Source organism: Antarcticimicrobium luteum (assembly GCF_004358185.1).
GTDB lineage: Bacteria > Pseudomonadota > Alphaproteobacteria > Rhodobacterales > Rhodobacteraceae > Antarcticimicrobium > Antarcticimicrobium luteum.
Window position 1 is genome coordinate 16,492 of sequence record NZ_SMUV01000039.1, and the last position, 16,063, is coordinate 32,554.

Here is a 16,063-nt window from a genome sequence, read left to right on the forward strand (position 1 = left end):
TGACCCATGTGCGGTTTCCCGCACGATCTTGCGCCGGAATGTGCGGAATTCCGCACAGCCGACCCCGGCTCAGCGCCGGTAATCCTCCGGCCGGATGCCATAGCGCGCCAGTTTGTCGTAAAAGGTCTTGCGCGGCAGTTTCAGCGCCCTGGCCGCCGCCGCCGCCCGCCCGTTCTGCCGCCCCAGCGCCGCGATCAGCAACGAGCGTTCGACCTGCGCCATCTGCTCGGCCAGGCCCAGCCCGGCCTCCGTCGCCACCTCCTCCGGCATCCCCAGTACAAAGCGCATCGCCGCCGACATCAGCGACCGGGCATTGCCGGGCCAGTCCTGCGCCATCAGCGCGGCCAGGTGATCGGGGGTGATCTCGGGCGCGGGGATGCCCGCCTGCTCGGCCGCCTGGGCCACATAGTGACGAAACAGCACCGGAATATCCTCGCGCCGTTCCGCCAGCGCCGGGATGCGGACCCGCATCACGTCCAGCCGGTAATAGAGATCGGCGTTGAACGCCCCCTCGGCCACCCGCCTGGCCAGATCCACCGTCGAACCCGCGATCACCCGCACCGCGCCGCCCTGCTCCAGCGCCTCCAGCGCGGCGTATTGGGCGGCCTCGGGCATCGCCGACACCTCGTCGAGAAAGACCGAGCCGCCCGCCCCCTGCTCGCAGAGCGCCGCGAACCCCTCCGGCGTCAGCCCCGCCGCCGGGCGTTTCACGAAAGGCCCGCGCGCCAGCGCCGACATCAGATGCACCACCTCGGCCACCTTCGAGATGCCGCTGCCCGGCGGGCCGACCACCAGCACCTCCGCCCCGGTGGGGGCCACGCTGCGGGCCCGCGCGCGCAGCTCCTCGGCCTGCGGCGAGGTGCCGAACAGCATCCGCGCCGCCGGATCGCCACGCTCCAGCTGCCGCTTCAGCCGCCGGTTCTCCAACACCAGATCGCGGGTCTTCAGCGCCCGTTCCAACTCGGCCAGCAGATCGGCGGCGGCGCAGGGCTTTTCCAGAAACCCGAACGCCCCCTGCCCCATCGCCCGCACCGCCATCGGGATATCGCCCTCGCCGGTCAGCAGGATCACCGGCAGCTCCCGGTCCACCTTCTGGACATACTCCAGCAGGTGAAACCCGTCGCGCCCGGGCATCCGGATATCCGACAGGATCACACCGGGAAACTCGGGCGTGATGTGATCCTTGGCGACCACGAAAGAGCCGGCGGTGATCGCCTCCAGATCCGCCAGCTCCAGCGTCTGGCCCAGCGCGTCGCGCACCGCCGCGTCATCGTCCACCAACAGCACCTTGCGGGTCATGCCGCGCGCTCCTCGCGAAAGCGGTCCAGCTCGACGGTAAAGACCGCGCCGCCACCGGCCGCGTTGGCGCCCCGGATGTTGCCGCCAAAGCTTTGCACCAGACCGTAGGAGATCGACAGCCCCAGCCCCATCCCTTCGTCGCCGCCGACCTCCTTGGTGCTGTAGAACGGCTCGAATATCTTGTCCGGATCGGCGATGCCCGGGCCGCTGTCGCGCAGGCTGACGGCCAGCCGGGCACCCTCATCCTCGATGTCGATGGTGATGCGGCGCTTGGCCCGCCCTGTCATCGCATCGGCGGCATTGTTGATCAGATTGACAAAGACCTGCGCCAGCCGCACCTCTCCGCCCCAGACGAACAGCGGCCCGTCCGGCCGCGCCCAGACCAGCCGCACCCCCTCGGCGCGCAGCCGCGCCGCAGTCAGCTCCACCGCGCTGTCGATCACCTGCACCAGATCCACCTTGCCCATCGGTTCGCTCTCGTTGCGGGCAAAGGCGCGCAGGTTCTTGATGATCCGCGCCATCCGCGCCGCCATCTCGGCGATCCGGCGCAGATTCTCGCCCGCCGTCTCGGCCTTGCCCCGCGCCAGAAACGCGGCGCCGTTGTCGGCGAATTGCCGGATCGCCATCAGCGGCTGGTTCAGCTCGTGGCTGATGCCCGCGCTCATCTGGCCAAGCGCGCTCAGCTTGCCCGCCTGCACCAGATCGGCCTGCGCCTGTTTCAGCGCCGCCTCGGCCTCTTCCCGCTCGGCCACCTCGCGGCGCAGCATGACATTGGTCTCCGACAGCGCCCGGGTCCGGTTGGCGACCCGCGCCTCCAGCTTGGCATTGGCCTGCGCCAGCGCCCGGCGCCGCTCGGTCGCCAGGAACAACACCGCGCCGAACGCCAGGCAGATCGCCGCCACCGTCGCCGCCTGCAACCCCGCCAGCCGCCGCGCCGGGGCCACGTCGATCAGGATTTCTCCGGTCAGCCCGACCACCGGCAACGCCCGCGTCAGATGCAGCGCCCGCCGCGGCAGGTACTGGCCCCAGTCCAGCCGCCAGATCTCATGCCCGCCGATCCGCCCGGCCGAGAACGGCAGCGCGCCGCCGCCAGCCGGCGTCAGCCCCGCCTGTCCCGGCTCACGACGCCAGAACAACAGCTCCGAACGGTTGGCGATGAACACCGCGCGCCGCGCGTCGACGAAATAGACCGCCGGCAGGCCGCCGCGCCAGCTGCGCTCCACCGCCTCCACATCGGCCACCACCACCAGCGCGCCGGTCACCCTGCCGTCGGCACCGAAGGCGGGGGCGGCGAAGTAATAGGCGCGCCGCCGCTCCGGCCCGGCCAGCCCGTGATCGCTGCCCAGCGCGCCCTGCATGGCGCGGCGGAAATAGGCGGTGCCGCTCAGGTCCGCCCCCACGATCCCCTGCGCCGCCGCCAGCACGCGGCCATCCGCATCGGCATAGAGAATATCGAGCGCGCCGGTCAGGTCGGCGACCCGGCGCAGCAGCGCACTGGCCACCGGACGCCGCCCCGCGTCCTCCAGCCCGCGCAGCCCGGGGCGATCCACCGTCACCACCGCCAGTTCCTGATAAACCTGCAACTGGGTCGCCAGCCGGTCGCTGGCCAGCGCCAGATCGGCCTCGGCCCGCTGCGTCAGCTGGCCCAGCGCCTGCAGGTAGCCATAGCGCCAGATGCCCGCCGCCACGACCGCCACCCCCAGCACGAAGGCCAGGACGATCCAGCGGGGCGAGATGGATTTCATACTCATGGCCGCCAGATTAGCAAAGCCGCGCGCGGATTGACCAGACGGCTTGGCACCCTGCGCCACCCGGCCGCCTCACTCCTCCAGCGGCAGATCGGTGGTCGACTTGATCTCCTCCATCGACAGCAGCGCGGTGACATTATGCACCCGCACCTCCGAGATCAGCGCCTGATAGAAGGCATCATAGGCCCGCGCGTTCTTCACCCGCACCTTGAGGATATAGTCGATATCGCCGGCCAGCCGGTGCGCCTCCTGCACCTCGGGGCGGTCCTGCAGGGCTTTGAGGAACGCCGCCTGCCATGCCGCCTCATGCTCCGAGGTCCGGATCAGGACAAAGAAACAGGCCTCATACCCCAGCGCCTCGGCATCCAGGATCACCGTCTGCTTGCCGATCACCCCGGCCTCGCGCAGCTTGCGAATCCGGTTCCACACCGGCGTTTTCGAACTGCCCACATTGCCGGCGATCACGTCCAGCGACTGGCTCGCATCGCGTTGCAGTTCGGCCAGAATTTTCCGGTCCAGCGCATCAATCCGCACAGACATCCCACACCTCTTTCGCAGATCAGACAGACGTTCCAGACCGCAATCGAAATGGAACAAATGTCCTTATTCATCCAGCCATATGGCATTTATGCGGGATATTTTCCTATATTCCAACTCAAGTCAATCGCAACGGACGGCCCGGACATGCAGATCGTTTCCCGCCCCACTTCCGGCTTCACCTTCGGCCCCGGCACGGTCGCCTTCACCGGCGCCGGCCCCGGCGATCCCGACCTGCTCACCCGCCAGGCGCTGCGCGCGCTGCGCCTCGCCGACGTGATCCTGCACGACAGCCTGATTTCCGACGCGATCCTCGCCGAGGCCGGCCCCGACGCCCGGCTGATCGAGACCGGCAAACGCGGCTTTGCCCCCTCGGTGGCGCAGGACGACATCAATGCGCAGATCATCGCCCAGGCCCGCAGCGGCGCCCGCGTGGTGCGCCTGAAATCCGGCGATCCCACGGTCTTTGGCCGCCTCGATGAAGAGATCGAGGCCTGCGACGCCGCCCGCATCCGCTGGCAGATCCTGCCCGGGCTCACCGCCGCCTCCGCCGCGGTTGCCGCCCTCGGCCAGAGCCTGACGCGCCGCGGCCGAAACTCTTCGGTGCGCCTGCTCACCGGCCACGACATGGCAGGCTTTGCCGATCACGACTGGACCGCGCTGGCCCGCCCCGGCGAGGTGGCGGCGATCTACATGGGCAAGTCCTCGGCCCGCTTCGTGCAGGGACGCCTGATCATGCACGGCGCCGACCGCGCCACCCCGGTGACCCTGGTCGAAAACGCCTCGCGCCCCGATCAGCGCATCCTTGCCACCACGCTGGACCGGCTGCCCGCCGACCTCGCCGCCGCCGGGCTCACCGGCCCCGCCCTCACCCTCTACGGGCTGGCCCCGCGCGCCGCCGCGCTGGCCCTGCCCGAGCTGACCCAGACGCACAAGGAACTCGCCTGATGCCCCGCGCTTTCACCCCCAGGATCGTCACCGCCTCCGACCTGATCGAGGGCGACGTGATCTATCTCACCGCCGATGACAGATGGTCCCGCCGCATCGAAGAGGCCGAACTGATCGAGGACGAGGCCCACGCGCAACTCCGCCTGCTGCACGCCGAGAGCCAGCCGAACCGCGTGGTCGGCGCCTACCTGGCCGAGGTCCGCCTGGGCCACAGCGGACCACAGCCCGCCCATTTCCGCGAGGCGTTCCGCGCCACCGGCCCCTCGAACTACGCCCATGGCAAACAGGCCGACCTCTAGGCCAGCCCCAAGGAGCCCGCGCATGTACCGCTACACCGATTTCGACAAGGCCTTCCTGGCCACCCGCAACGCCCAGTTCCGCGCCCAGGTCGAGCGCCGCCTCAAAGGCCATCTGACCGAGGACGAGTTCAAGCCGCTGCGCCTGATGAACGGCGTCTACCTGCAACTGCATGCCTATATGCTGCGGGTCGCCATCCCCTATGGCACGCTGAACGCCGACCAGATGCGCCAGCTCGCCTATCTGGCCGAGCGGTGGGACAAGGGCTATGGCCATTTCACCACCCGGCAGAACATCCAGTACAACTGGCCGAAACTGCCCGATATCCCCGACATGCTAGACGCGCTGGGCGAGGTCGGGCTGCACGCGATCCAGACTTCGGGCAATACCATCCGCAACACCACCGCCGATCCCTTCGCCGGCGCGGCGGCGGATGAGATCGCCGATCCCCGCCCACTGGCCGAGCTGATCCGCCAATGGTCCACCGACCATCCCGAATTCCAGTTCCTCGGGCGCAAGTTCAAGATCGCCATCACCGGCAGCGCGGACGACCGCGCGGTGACCGCCGCCCATGACATCGGCCTGCGTATCGTCGAGAAAAACGGCGAACAGGGCCTGCAAGTCCTCATCGGCGGCGGTCTCGGCCGCACGCCGATGATTGGCCAGGTGCTGCGCGATTTCCTGCCGCGCGCCGATCTGCTGCCCTATCTCGAGGCGGTGCTCGCCACCTACAACCAGCTTGGCCGGCGCGACAACAAATACAAGGCGCGGATCAAGATCACCGTGCACGAACACGGAATCGAAAGCATCCGCGCGATGGTCGAAGGGCGGTTCGCGCAGATCCGCCCGGACTTCACCGGCGCGGATCAGGCGCTATTGCGCGCAATCGAGGCCCAGTTCGCCCCGCCCGCCTTTCGCGGCGGCAATACCGAAGCCCATGACGCCGCATATGGCGCCGACCCGGTGTTCCGCAGCTGGGCCGACACCAATCTCGCCCCGCACCGCCGGGCCGATCATGCCATCGTCTCGATCAGCCTCAAGGCGCACGGGGCCACCCCCGGCGACGCCAGCGCCGACCAGATGCGCTCCATGGCCGATCTGGCCGAACGCTATGGCTATGACGAGCTGCGCATCAGCCACGAGCAGAACGTGATCCTGCCGCATGTGCACAAATCCGATCTGCCCGCGCTCCATGCCGCGCTCAAGGCGCAGGGGCTGGCCACCGCCAATATCGGGCTGATTTCCGACATCATCGCCTGCCCCGGAATGGACTATTGCGCGCTGGCCACCGCCCGCTCGATTCCGATCGCGCAGGAGATCGCCACAAGGTTCGACGAGCTGAAACTCGAACACGACATCGGCCCGATGAAGATCAAGATCTCCGGCTGCATCAACGCCTGCGGTCATCACCACGTCGGCCATATCGGCATTCTCGGCCTCGACCGCGCCGGGGTGGAGAATTACCAGATCACGCTCGGCGGCGATGGCGGACCCGACGCCACGCTGGGCAGCCGCACCGGCCCCGGCTTCCCCGCGGATGAGATCGTGCCGGCCATCGAACGGCTGATGCTGGCCTATCTCGACCTGCGCCAGGGGCCGGGCGAGACCTTTCTTGCCACCTACCGCCGGCTCGGGGCCGATCCCTTCAAATCCGCGCTCTACGACAGCGCCCGGACAAAGGCCGCCTGACGCCATGGGTATCCCGGAACCGAACCTCGCGGCCGATGCGTCGGCCGCCGCGACACCGCGCGCCGAACAGGTCGCCGCGCTCAATGCCCGCTATCGCCATCACGGCGCGACCGAGGTGATGGGCGCCGCCCTGACCGAGGCGGGGCGCATCGCACTGGTTTCCAGCTTCGGCGCGGAATCGGTGGTTCTGCTGCATATGGCCGCGATCATCGACCGCGACGTTCCGGTGCTTTTCATCGACACCGAGATGCTGTTCACCGAGACCCTGGTCTATCAGGCCGAGCTGGCCGAACGTCTGCGCCTGCGCAACCTGCAGGTCATCCGCGCCGCCGACATCGCGCAGGAGGATCCCGACGGCACCCTGCACCGGCGCGACACCGACGCCTGCTGCGCCCTGCGCAAGACCCGGCCGCTGAAGGCCGCGCTGTCGGGCTTCGACGGCTGGATCACCGGGCGCAAGCGGTTCCAGTCAGGCCGCCGCGCCGCGCTCGATTTCTTCGAGCTTGAGGAGGGCACCGGACGGATCAAGATCAACCCGCTGGCCCATTGGACGCCCGAGGACGTGCAGACCTATATCGAGGAAAACCGCCTGCCGCGTCATCCGCTGGTGGCGCGCGGCTACCCTTCCATCGGTTGCGCCCCCTGCACCTCGCCCGTCAAACCCGGCGAAGACCCGCGCGCCGGACGCTGGCGCGGCCAGCAAAAGGACGAATGCGGGATTCACTTCGTCAACGGCAAACTCGTCCGCACAGGAGCCAACGCATGACCGACACCGCCCTTGAAATCGCTCCCGGCACCCTCCCCGAGACTGTCCTCGTCACCGACGCCGGCTTTTCCCGCGACGACTGGTCGGGCCCCGAGACCCGCACCGCCACCCTCGCGCCCGACGACCGGGCCGGGGAGCTGTCCGACCGCCTCTGCGGCCTCGAACTGATCCGCGTGCGCTTCCCCGCCTTCGCTGACGGGCGCGGCTTCACGCTGGCCCGCGACCTGCGGCGGATGGGCTATCGCGGCCGGTTGCGCGCCGTGGGCCATGTGCTCGCGGATCAATACGCCATGGCCCGCCGCGCCGGCTTCGACGAGGTCGAGATCGACGCCGATCTCGCCGCCCGCCAGCCCGAGAACCAATGGCGCGCCCGCGCCAACTGGCAGGCGCATGATTACCAGGCACGTCTGCGCGGTCGCTCTTCCGGGGCGCCCGCCTGAGACATCGCGTCGCGGATTAACCCTTCACCTGACCTAAATCAAAGATTACTCAGAGGTGTCGGTTCATGAGACCGGCAAGGAAACTATGACCGAGATGCGCCCAGTGACCGATTCAGCGACCGACGCCACGCCCGTGAAGAAACCCGCCCTGCCCGACGCCCAGACGGTGACCTTCGTCAAACACTGGACCGACCGGCTGTTCTCCTTCCGGGTAACGCGGCCCGCCTCGCTGCGGTTCCGCTCGGGCGAGTTCGTGATGATCGGCCTGATGGGCGATCCCGACCCCAAGACCGGCAAGCAGAAACCGCTGCTGCGCGCCTATTCCATCGCCTCCCCCTCCTGGGACGAGGAGCTGGAATTTTACTCGATCAAGGTGCAGGACGGCCCGCTCACCTCCCGTCTGCAACACATCGAGCCGGGCGACGAGATCATCCTGCGCCCCAAGCCCGTTGGCACGCTGGTGCATGACGCGCTGCTGCCGGGCAAGCGGATCTGGTTCTTTGCCACCGGCACCGGCATCGCCCCCTTCGCCAGCCTGCTGCGCGACCCGCAGACCTACGAGGATTACGACGAGGTCATCCTCACCCACACCTGCCGCGAGGTGGGCGAACTGCAATATGGCAAGGAACTGATCGACAGCATCCGCAGCGACGAGATGCTGGAGGAGCTGATCGGCGAGGGCTTTCACAAGAAACTGCGCTACTACCCCACCACCACCCGCGAAGACAGCCCCAAGATGGGCCGCATCACCGATCTGATGCGCTCGGGCGAGGTGTTCGCGGATCTGGCCGTGCCGCCGCTATCGCCGGAAACCGACCGTGCGATGGTCTGCGGCAACCTCGCCTTCAACCTCGAGATCAAGGACATGCTCGAAGGCTACGGCCTGAACGAGGGCGCCAATTCCAACCCGCAGCAATACGTGGTCGAAAAGGCCTTTCTCGACTGATCCATCCGGCGCTGTCGCAACGTAAGGTCGCGATGGCGCCCCGCGCCCGGCCAGCCTATCGTGGCCGGGCGCCGGATACAGCCGGCGCCCGAACAGGGCCGCGCCGATGACAGATCCCGACCCCGCCCGCCACGTGGTGCCGATCCTCTCGGTGGCCAATTTCGTGATCGGACTCGGTGCCTTTGTCATCATCGGCATTCTCAACCCGATGGCCGAGGCCTTTGGCCTGACCCCGGCGCAGGCGGGCAACCTGATGGTGGTCTATGCCGGGGTCTACGCGGTGGCCTCGCCGCTGCTGGTCTCGGCCACCGGCCAGATCGGGCGGCGCCGGGTTCTGGCGGGGGCGATGGCGCTGTTCGCGCTGGCCGCGCTGATCTCGGCGCTGGCGCCCAACGCCCCGGTGCTCTTTGCCGCCCGCGTACTGGCCGCCGCCTCGGCCGGCATGGTCACGCCGGTCGCCGCCGCCGTCGCCGCCGGGCTCAGCCCGCCGGGAAAACAGGGCGCGGCGCTGTCGCTGGTGTTCCTCGGCTTCTCGCTCAGCCAGGTGATCGGCGTGCCGCTGGGCAGCTTTCTGGCCTATACCTTCGGCTGGCGCGTCGCCTTCTTTCTGGTGGTGGCCCTTGCCCTGCCCTGCGCCGGGCTGATCTGGCTCCGGGTGCCCGCGGGGCTACGCTTCGCGCCGGTGGGACTGGGCGATCTGACCCGGGTGCTGGGCGACGCGCGGCTGATGCTGGCGGTCGCCTTCACCGCCGTCTTTCTCGCCGGCAGCTATGTGATCTTCACCTATATCGCGCCGCTGCTGGAGGCGACCATGGGCTTTGGCCGCGACGGCATCACCGCCACGCTCACCCTCTCGGGGCTCGGCGCCGTGGCCGGCTCGCTGATGGGCGGGGCGCTGACCGACCGGATCGGCGCCCAGCGCACGCTCGCCCTGCTCTGTCTGGCGCAGATGGCGATCATGCCGGTGTTCTCGGCGCTGCCGCTGCCGGTCTGGGGGGCGCTGGCGCTGGCGGCGATCTGGTCGCTGTTCGGCTGGTCCTTCATGCCCGCCCAGCAGGTCCGCCTGATCGCCCGCGCACCGCAAAACGCCAATGTCCTGCTCGCGCTCAACGCCGGCGCGGTCTATCTTGGCGCCGCCGGCGGCTCGGCGCTGGGCGGCGTGGTGATCGCCACCAGCGGGCTTCAGGCGCTGGGGATCGGCGGCGGGTTCTGCGCGCTGGCGGCCCTCGGGGTGCTGCTGTTGTCCGGCGGGCTGCGCCGCCCCCTGTCGCCCTGACCACCACCGCCGCGCAAAGCGCGGAAAACAGCGTGTTATTCGCGTCAAGGGCGTCTGCATCCGCTTGAAAGAGGCGCATTCTGCGTTTACTGTCCGAGTTCGAAATTTTCCGAAACGAACAAAGGAACGAACCCATAGCCCGCAGACCTCACAACGCGCCGCCAACCCGTGACACCGGCCCGCGCGTCAATGACAAGATCCGTGCCACCGAGATTCGCCTGATCGGAGCCGAAGGTGAAAACGTCGGCGTCGTCTCCCCTGCCAGGGCGATGCAACTGGCCGAAGAGGCTGGCCTCGACCTGGTCGAGATTTCGCCGAATGCCGCCCCGCCGGTCTGCAAGATCATGGACTTCGGCAAGTTCAAGTACGAAACGCAGAAACGCGAAAGCGAAGCCCGCAAGAAGCAGAAGATCATCGAGATCAAAGAGGTCAAGTTTCGGCCCAACACCGACACCCACGACTACGAGGTCAAGATGCGCAATGTCGTCAAGTTCCTCGAGAACGGCGACAAGGTGAAGGTGACCCTGCGCTTCCGTGGCCGGGAAATGGCGCACCAGAATCTCGGGCGCGAACTGCTCGAGCGCGTCGCAGAGGACGTCAAGGAGATCGGCAAGGTCGAGAACATGCCGAAGATGGAAGGCCGCCAGATGATCATGCTGATCGGCCCGCTGCCGCAGAAATAACGACCGTTTCAGGCACAACGACGATCCGCCCCCGCCCACGCGGGGGCTTTTTCGTTTCCGGCTGTCATTCCGGATCTGATCCGGGATCACCGCGCAACGCGACCCCTGCCCGGCGGCCGGGGGAACGAAAGGCGCGCCGCTCCCTCCCCTCGCTCAGCCAGCAGCAGGGACAGGGAGGGGGGCAAGACGCGGCGCCCCGCCGCCGGCGCTCAGCGCGCGGCAGACCGCCTTACGATCCGCCGCCCATCGCCGACTTGCTCATCTCGATGATCTTGCCGGTTTCCTCGGTATAACGGTTGATCGCCCGTTGCAGGAACTCGCCCTGAATCTCCTGCATCTCATGCAGATCCTTGCAGTGCAGCAGCTTGTGATACAGATCCACGTCCGCCTGAACCCGCTGGGTATAGAATTCCAGCATCTCGGCGCCCATGTCGCTCATCCGCTCCATCCAGTCGCCGCCCATGAACGCCATCGCGTTCATGCCCATCTTCTGGTACATCGCCGTCAGGTCGGCCATCGCCTGGGCGGCGCTGGCGATATTGTCGTCCGGTGTCGTCGTCTTGGTCGTCTTCTTCGTTGCCATCGTCGATCTCCTATCCGGTTGCCGGGCCGGCACGGCCGGCCCGATGCGGGCGCTCACTCGCTCCAATCATGCACATGAACATCCTTGCCGGAATGCTCTTTCATGATCTTCACCGCCAGACGCTCCTTTTCCGCATCCGAAACGCGCACCCAGACCAGAATTCCACCGTTTTCGATCTGCGTCTGGTAGTAATCGCGGTGATGCTTGTCGGCACGCCGCGCCAGCAGCGCCCCCAGCACCGCCGCCGGCCCGCCGCCGATGGCGATCGCCGCGATCGAGGCGGCCAGCGTGGTGGCCGGGTTCAGCATCGCCAGCATCGCGATGTAGGAGCCGAGGAAAAAGAAGCCGCCGGCAATGCCGCCCTCCAGCTCGCCCATCGCCTCTTCCGAAACAAAGGCCGCCCGCGGCGCCTTGGGGTCGTCCTCCAGGTCCCTGGCCTGCCAATAGGTCTTGCCAAGCTTTTCCTCGATGGCGTCCTTGCCGCCCAACAGGCTGATGTCATAGCGGCTGAACCCCGCGATCATCAGGTCATAGATCGCCTGTTGCAGGGTTTCGAAACTGTCAAACACCCCGACCGCCTCGGGAATGTCGATATAGGTGGTCTTGTCTTCGGTCATCGTCGCGCGCCCTCCTAGGCTTTCAATGAGCACATCCTACAGGCGAACCGCCCCGACCGAATTGAGCCATGTCAACCCGGTCGGGGCGCGCGGACTCACAGCATCGCGGCAACCGCGCGCTTGGTCATCACCTTGACCAGATGCGCCCGGTAGGCCTTGCTGCCGTGCATGTCACCGATCATGTTTGCCGGGTTGATATCCAGGTCCATCAGCGCGTCGGTGCGGAAATCATGGTTCAGCGCCGCCTCCGCCTCGGACCAGCGGAACACCCCCTCTTCCGAGGCACCCGTCACCGCCACCCGCACGCCATCGGCGTATTTCGCGGCAAAGACCCCGACCAGCGCAAAGCGCGAGGCCGGCTGCTCGAACTTCTGGTAGCTCGCGGCCTCAGGCACCGGAAAGCGCACCTCGGTGATGATCTCGCCCTCGTCCAGCGCGGTGGTGAACATGCCCTGAAAGTAATCGTCGGCGGCGATCTCGCGTGCGTTGGTCACGATGGTCGCGCCCGATCCCAACGCGGCGGCCGGGTAACAGGCCGACGGGTCGTTGTTGGCCAGGCTGCCGCCGATGGTGCCGCGGTTGCGCACCGCCGGATCGCCGATATTGCCCGCAAGTGCGGCCAGCGCCGGATAGGCGCCCGCCGCCTCCGCCGCCACCGTGGCATGGGTCGTCGCGCCGCCGATGGTGACGCTGCTGCCCGCGGCGCTCACCCCCTGCATCTCGGCAATGCCGGTCAGGCTCACCAGCTTGGCGGGGCTCGCCAGCCGCTGCTTCAGCGTCGGGATCAGGGTCTGCCCCCCGCCCAGCGCCTGCGCCTCTTCGGCGCCCAGCGCCGCCACAGCATCAGCCAGGCTCGCCGGTCTCTCAAACTCGAAATTATACATCTCGTCTCTCCTTGTTCCTGTCCCGCGCCGCTCCGGGCGCATCCCCTCCCCCTGCGAGGAGGAGGGGTGGGGAGGGGGTATCACCCCGTGACGGGGTGAGGCCCCGTGAGGGGGTTACCCGTGCATTGCCTGCCACACCCGCGACGGGCTCAGCGGCATGTCGATATGGGTGACATCCCGCCCCGCCGACTGCAGCGCATCGACCACCGCGTTGACCACCGCCGGCGGGCTGCCGATGGCGCCGGCCTCGCCGCAGCCCTTCACCCCCAGCGGGTTGTGGGTGCAGGGCGTGACACAGGAATGATCCACCGTATAGAACGGCACGTCGCTGGCCCTCGGCATCGCGTAATCCATGTAGGAGGCGTTCAGCAGCTGACCGTTCTCGTCATAGACCGCCCCCTCCAAAAGCGCCTGGCCGATCCCCTGCGCCAGCCCGCCATGGACCTGGCCCGAGACGATCATCGGGTTGACCACATTGCCGAAATCATCCGCCGCCGCGAACCGCTCGATGGTGACCTTGCCGGTCTCGGGATCGACCTCCACCTCGCAGGCATAGGCGCCGGCCGGATAGGTGAAGTTCGACGGGTCATAGAACGCCGTCTCCTCCAGCCCCGGCTCGATCTCCTCCAGCGGGTAGTTATGCGGCACATAGGCGGCCAGACAGACATCGCCCCAGGCCACCGACTTGTCGGTGCCCGCGACGCTGAACGCCCCGTCCTTCAGCTCGATATCGGCCTCCGCGGCCTCCATCAGATGCGCCGCGATCTTCTTGGCCTTGGCGATGATCTTCTCGGTCGCCCGCACCATGGCCGAGCCGCCCACCGCGAGGCTGCGCGAGCCATAGGTGCCCATGCCCATCGGCGTATTGGCGGTATCGCCGTGGACGATCTCCACCATGCTCTCGTCGATGCCGATCATCTCGGCGATCACCTGCGGAAAGCTGGTCTCATGCCCCTGCCCGTGGGAATGCGAGCCGGTCATCACCACCAGACCGCCGGTGGCGTTGACCCGCACCGTGGCGCTCTCGTACAGCCCCGCGCGCGCCCCCAATTGCCCCACCAGGTTGCTGGGCGCGATGCCGCAGGCCTCGATATAGCAGTTCACGCCCAGCCCGCGCAGCATGCCGCGCGCCTCGCTCTCCCGCCGCCGCGCGGCAAAGCCGGCAAGATCACCGATCTCCTCCAGCTTGTCCATCGTGGCATTGTAATCGCCGGTGTCGTACTCCACCGCCACCGGGGTGGCATAGGGGAACTCGGTGATGAAGTTCTGGCGGCGCAGCGCGATGGGATCGACGCCCAGCTCCCGCGCCGCCTTGTCGATGACGCGCTCCAGCTGATAGGTCGCCTCCGGCCGCCCGGCGCCGCGATAGGCATCGACCGGCACCGTATTGGTGAACACCGCCTTGACGTTCACATAGATCAGCGGCGTGCGGTAATTCCCCGCCATCAGCGTCCCGTGCAGCCAGGTCGGCACCGAGGGGGCAAAGGTCGACAGATACGCCCCCATGTTGGCATAGGTGTCGGTACGCAGCGCGGTAAAGTTGTTGTCGGCGTCCAGCGCCAGCTGGATCTTGGTCACATGGTCGCGCCCGTGCGCGTCCGAGATGAACGCCTCCGACCGGGACGCGGTCCATTTCACCGGCCGGTTCAGCGCCTTGGCCGCAAAGGTGCAGAACGCCTCCTCGGCATAGTGAAAGATCTTGGTGCCGAAACCGCCGCCCACATCCGGGGCCACCACCCGCAGCTTGTGCTCGGGAATGCCCAGCACAAAGGCGCCCATCAGCAGCCGGATCACATGCGGGTTCTGGCTGGTGGTATAAAGTGTGCTGTCGCCGCTGGCGCGGTTGAAATCGCCCACCGCCACGCGCGGCTCCATCGGGTTGGCGACCAGCCGGTTGTTGATCAGCTCCAGCGTGGTGACATGGGCCGCCTTCTGGAACGCCTCCTCGACCGCGCCCTTGTTCTCCTCGACAAAGCCCCAGTCATAGCACAGGTTCGAGGTCAGATCGTCATGCACCTTCGGCGCGCCCTCCTGCAGGGCCGCCTTCATGTCCACGACCGCCGGCAACTCCTCGATGTCCAGCTCGATCGCCTCGGCCGCATCGCGGGCCTGCGCGGCGGTCTCGGCCACCACGGCGGCGATCGGATCGCCCACATGGCGCACCTTGCCCTGCGCCAGCACCGGATGGCCCGGCTCCTGCATCGGCTGGCCGTGCTTGTCGGTCACCTGCCAGCCGCAGGGCAGACCGCCGACCCCCTCGAAATCCGCGCCGGTAAAGATGCGCAGCACGCCGGGCATCGCCGCGGCGGCCGCGGTGTCGATGCCGTTGATCCTCCCATGCGCCACGTCCGAGCGCAGGAAATGCACATAGGCCTGGCCGCGCAGATTGATGTCGTCGGTGTAATTCCCGGTTCCGCTCAGGAACCGCACGTCTTCGCGCCGCTTCGGGCTGGCGCCGATTCCGTGGTCCTTCGGCATGATCAAATTCCTCCCTTGAATGGATGACCGGTCCCGTGTCCCCTGCGATCCTCACGGGCGTCGGGGCGGAACCGTCATCCGGTCATCCCTGTTATTCCGCCGCGATGGCGCTCACGTCCTGGCCGCTGGCGGCCATGATCGCCTTGACGATGTTGTGATAGCCGGTGCAGCGGCAGATATTCCCCTCCAGGTAATCGCGGATCTCCGCCTCGCTGGGCTTGGGATTCTCCTTCAGCAGCGCCGTCGCGCTCATCACCATGCCGGGGGTGCAGAACCCGCACTGCAGGCCGTGGTGATCCTGAAACGCCTGCTGAACCACGTTCAGCGTGCCGTCCGGCGCCGCCTGCCCCTCGATGGTCGAAACCTCGGCCCCGTCCGCCTCCAACGCCAGCATGGTGCAGGATTTCACCGCCTTGCCGTCCACATGCACGACGCAGGCGCCGCACTGGCTGGTGTCGCAGCCCACATGGGTGCCTGTCAGTTCCAGTTGCTCACGCAGGAACGACACCAGCAGGGTGCGCCCCTCCACATCGCCACTGGCCGGCTTTCCGTTCACGGTCATTGAGACCTGTGTCATGAGTTCCTCCCGTTTGCTCTGATGGTCTATTGCGGGCGAGTTAAACACGCGGATGCCACGTTGAGAACTGAAATCTTCGGTTGAATTTCCGGCATGGCTCCGGCCCCTCTCCAAGCCAAGGATGGCCCGGCCGCGGCCAAAGGCAAGGGTGGGCGGAAAGCGGAGAAACAACTCAGGCGAGAATGCGGCGACGCGCGGAACTCAGCCCCCCCCTGATCCAAGCCCCCTGCGCGAAATCAAGGCCGAAGGCCGCCGCGCAAGCGCCGGACCGTCCCCGCGGTCCGGCGCTTGCGCG

Annotated in this window: 16 protein-coding genes; 8 read left to right on the forward strand and 8 right to left on the reverse strand. The window is 67.5% G+C overall.

Features of this window, described 5'->3' with window-relative positions; translation table 11 throughout:
• Positions 1–69 precede the first annotated feature (69 nt).
• The 3 genes from E1832_RS01935 to E1832_RS01945 form a co-directional block, all read right to left on the reverse strand.
• Positions 70–1,299: a sigma-54-dependent transcriptional regulator gene (locus tag E1832_RS01935; RefSeq protein WP_133358056.1), complete on the reverse strand. Its 1,230-nt coding sequence runs from the start codon at positions 1,297–1,299 to the stop codon at positions 70–72.
• Positions 1,296–3,050, reverse strand: a complete 1,755-nt coding sequence (locus tag E1832_RS01940; protein WP_425358955.1) for an ATP-binding protein — start codon at positions 3,048–3,050, stop codon at positions 1,296–1,298. The genes E1832_RS01935 and E1832_RS01940 overlap by 4 nt, the downstream gene beginning before the upstream one ends.
• Positions 3,051–3,119: 69 nt before the next feature.
• Entirely contained in the window at positions 3,120–3,587 is a 468-nt protein-coding gene (locus E1832_RS01945; RefSeq protein ID WP_133358057.1) for an Lrp/AsnC family transcriptional regulator, read from the reverse strand.
• Positions 3,588–3,731: 144 nt separating this feature from the next.
• Between E1832_RS01945 and cobA the strand changes: the two genes are divergently transcribed.
• From cobA to infC, 8 genes are all read left to right on the forward strand, one after another.
• Positions 3,732–4,532, forward strand: a complete 801-nt coding sequence (gene cobA, locus E1832_RS01950) for a uroporphyrinogen-III C-methyltransferase (protein ID WP_245513757.1) — start codon at positions 3,732–3,734, stop codon at positions 4,530–4,532.
• Entirely contained in the window at positions 4,532–4,831 is a 300-nt protein-coding gene (locus E1832_RS01955; RefSeq protein WP_133358059.1) for a DUF2849 domain-containing protein, read from the forward strand. Before cobA ends, E1832_RS01955 begins: the two co-directional genes overlap by 1 nt.
• A 22-nt stretch (positions 4,832–4,853) precedes the next feature.
• On the forward strand, positions 4,854–6,518 hold the full coding sequence (locus tag E1832_RS01960) for a nitrite/sulfite reductase (protein WP_133358060.1): 1,665 nt from the start codon (positions 4,854–4,856) through the stop codon (positions 6,516–6,518).
• Between the two features lie 4 nt (positions 6,519–6,522).
• Complete coding sequence (locus E1832_RS01965) at positions 6,523–7,284, forward strand: phosphoadenylyl-sulfate reductase (RefSeq protein WP_133358061.1); 762 nt, start codon at positions 6,523–6,525, stop codon at positions 7,282–7,284.
• Positions 7,281–7,724, forward strand: a complete 444-nt coding sequence (locus E1832_RS01970; RefSeq protein ID WP_133358062.1) for a DUF934 domain-containing protein — start codon at positions 7,281–7,283, stop codon at positions 7,722–7,724. Before E1832_RS01965 ends, E1832_RS01970 begins: the two co-directional genes overlap by 4 nt.
• Before the next feature lie 85 nt (positions 7,725–7,809).
• The gene (locus E1832_RS01975; protein WP_133358063.1) at positions 7,810–8,670 is read left to right on the forward strand and encodes a ferredoxin--NADP reductase; all 861 of its coding nucleotides are present in this window, start codon (positions 7,810–7,812) and stop codon (positions 8,668–8,670) included.
• A gap of 106 nt (positions 8,671–8,776) precedes the next feature.
• Positions 8,777–9,946 carry an MFS transporter gene (locus E1832_RS01980; protein ID WP_133358064.1) on the forward strand — a complete coding sequence of 390 codons (1,170 nt, stop codon included), beginning with the start codon at positions 8,777–8,779 and terminating at the stop codon, positions 9,944–9,946.
• Between the two features lie 221 nt (positions 9,947–10,167).
• Complete coding sequence (infC, locus tag E1832_RS01985) at positions 10,168–10,629, forward strand: translation initiation factor IF-3 (RefSeq protein ID WP_245513758.1); 462 nt, start codon at positions 10,168–10,170, stop codon at positions 10,627–10,629.
• A 229-nt stretch (positions 10,630–10,858) separates the two neighbouring features.
• Here the strand turns inward: infC and E1832_RS01990 are convergent, their stop codons facing one another.
• From E1832_RS01990 to E1832_RS02010, 5 genes are all read right to left on the reverse strand, one after another.
• Complete coding sequence (locus tag E1832_RS01990) at positions 10,859–11,212, reverse strand: phasin family protein (protein ID WP_133358066.1); 354 nt, start codon at positions 11,210–11,212, stop codon at positions 10,859–10,861.
• 53 nt (positions 11,213–11,265) lie between these two features.
• Positions 11,266–11,829 carry a hypothetical protein gene (locus E1832_RS01995; RefSeq protein ID WP_133358067.1) on the reverse strand — a complete coding sequence of 188 codons (564 nt, stop codon included), beginning with the start codon at positions 11,827–11,829 and terminating at the stop codon, positions 11,266–11,268.
• 95 nt (positions 11,830–11,924) lie between these two features.
• The gene (locus E1832_RS02000) at positions 11,925–12,713 is read right to left on the reverse strand and encodes an FAD binding domain-containing protein (RefSeq protein WP_133358068.1); all 789 of its coding nucleotides are present in this window, start codon (positions 12,711–12,713) and stop codon (positions 11,925–11,927) included.
• Between the two features lie 114 nt (positions 12,714–12,827).
• Positions 12,828–15,191 carry a xanthine dehydrogenase family protein molybdopterin-binding subunit gene (locus E1832_RS02005; RefSeq protein WP_133358069.1) on the reverse strand — a complete coding sequence of 788 codons (2,364 nt, stop codon included), beginning with the start codon at positions 15,189–15,191 and terminating at the stop codon, positions 12,828–12,830.
• Positions 15,192–15,282: 91 nt separating this feature from the next.
• The gene (locus E1832_RS02010) at positions 15,283–15,768 is read right to left on the reverse strand and encodes a (2Fe-2S)-binding protein (RefSeq protein ID WP_133358070.1); all 486 of its coding nucleotides are present in this window, start codon (positions 15,766–15,768) and stop codon (positions 15,283–15,285) included.
• Positions 15,769–16,063: the final 295 nt, after the last annotated feature.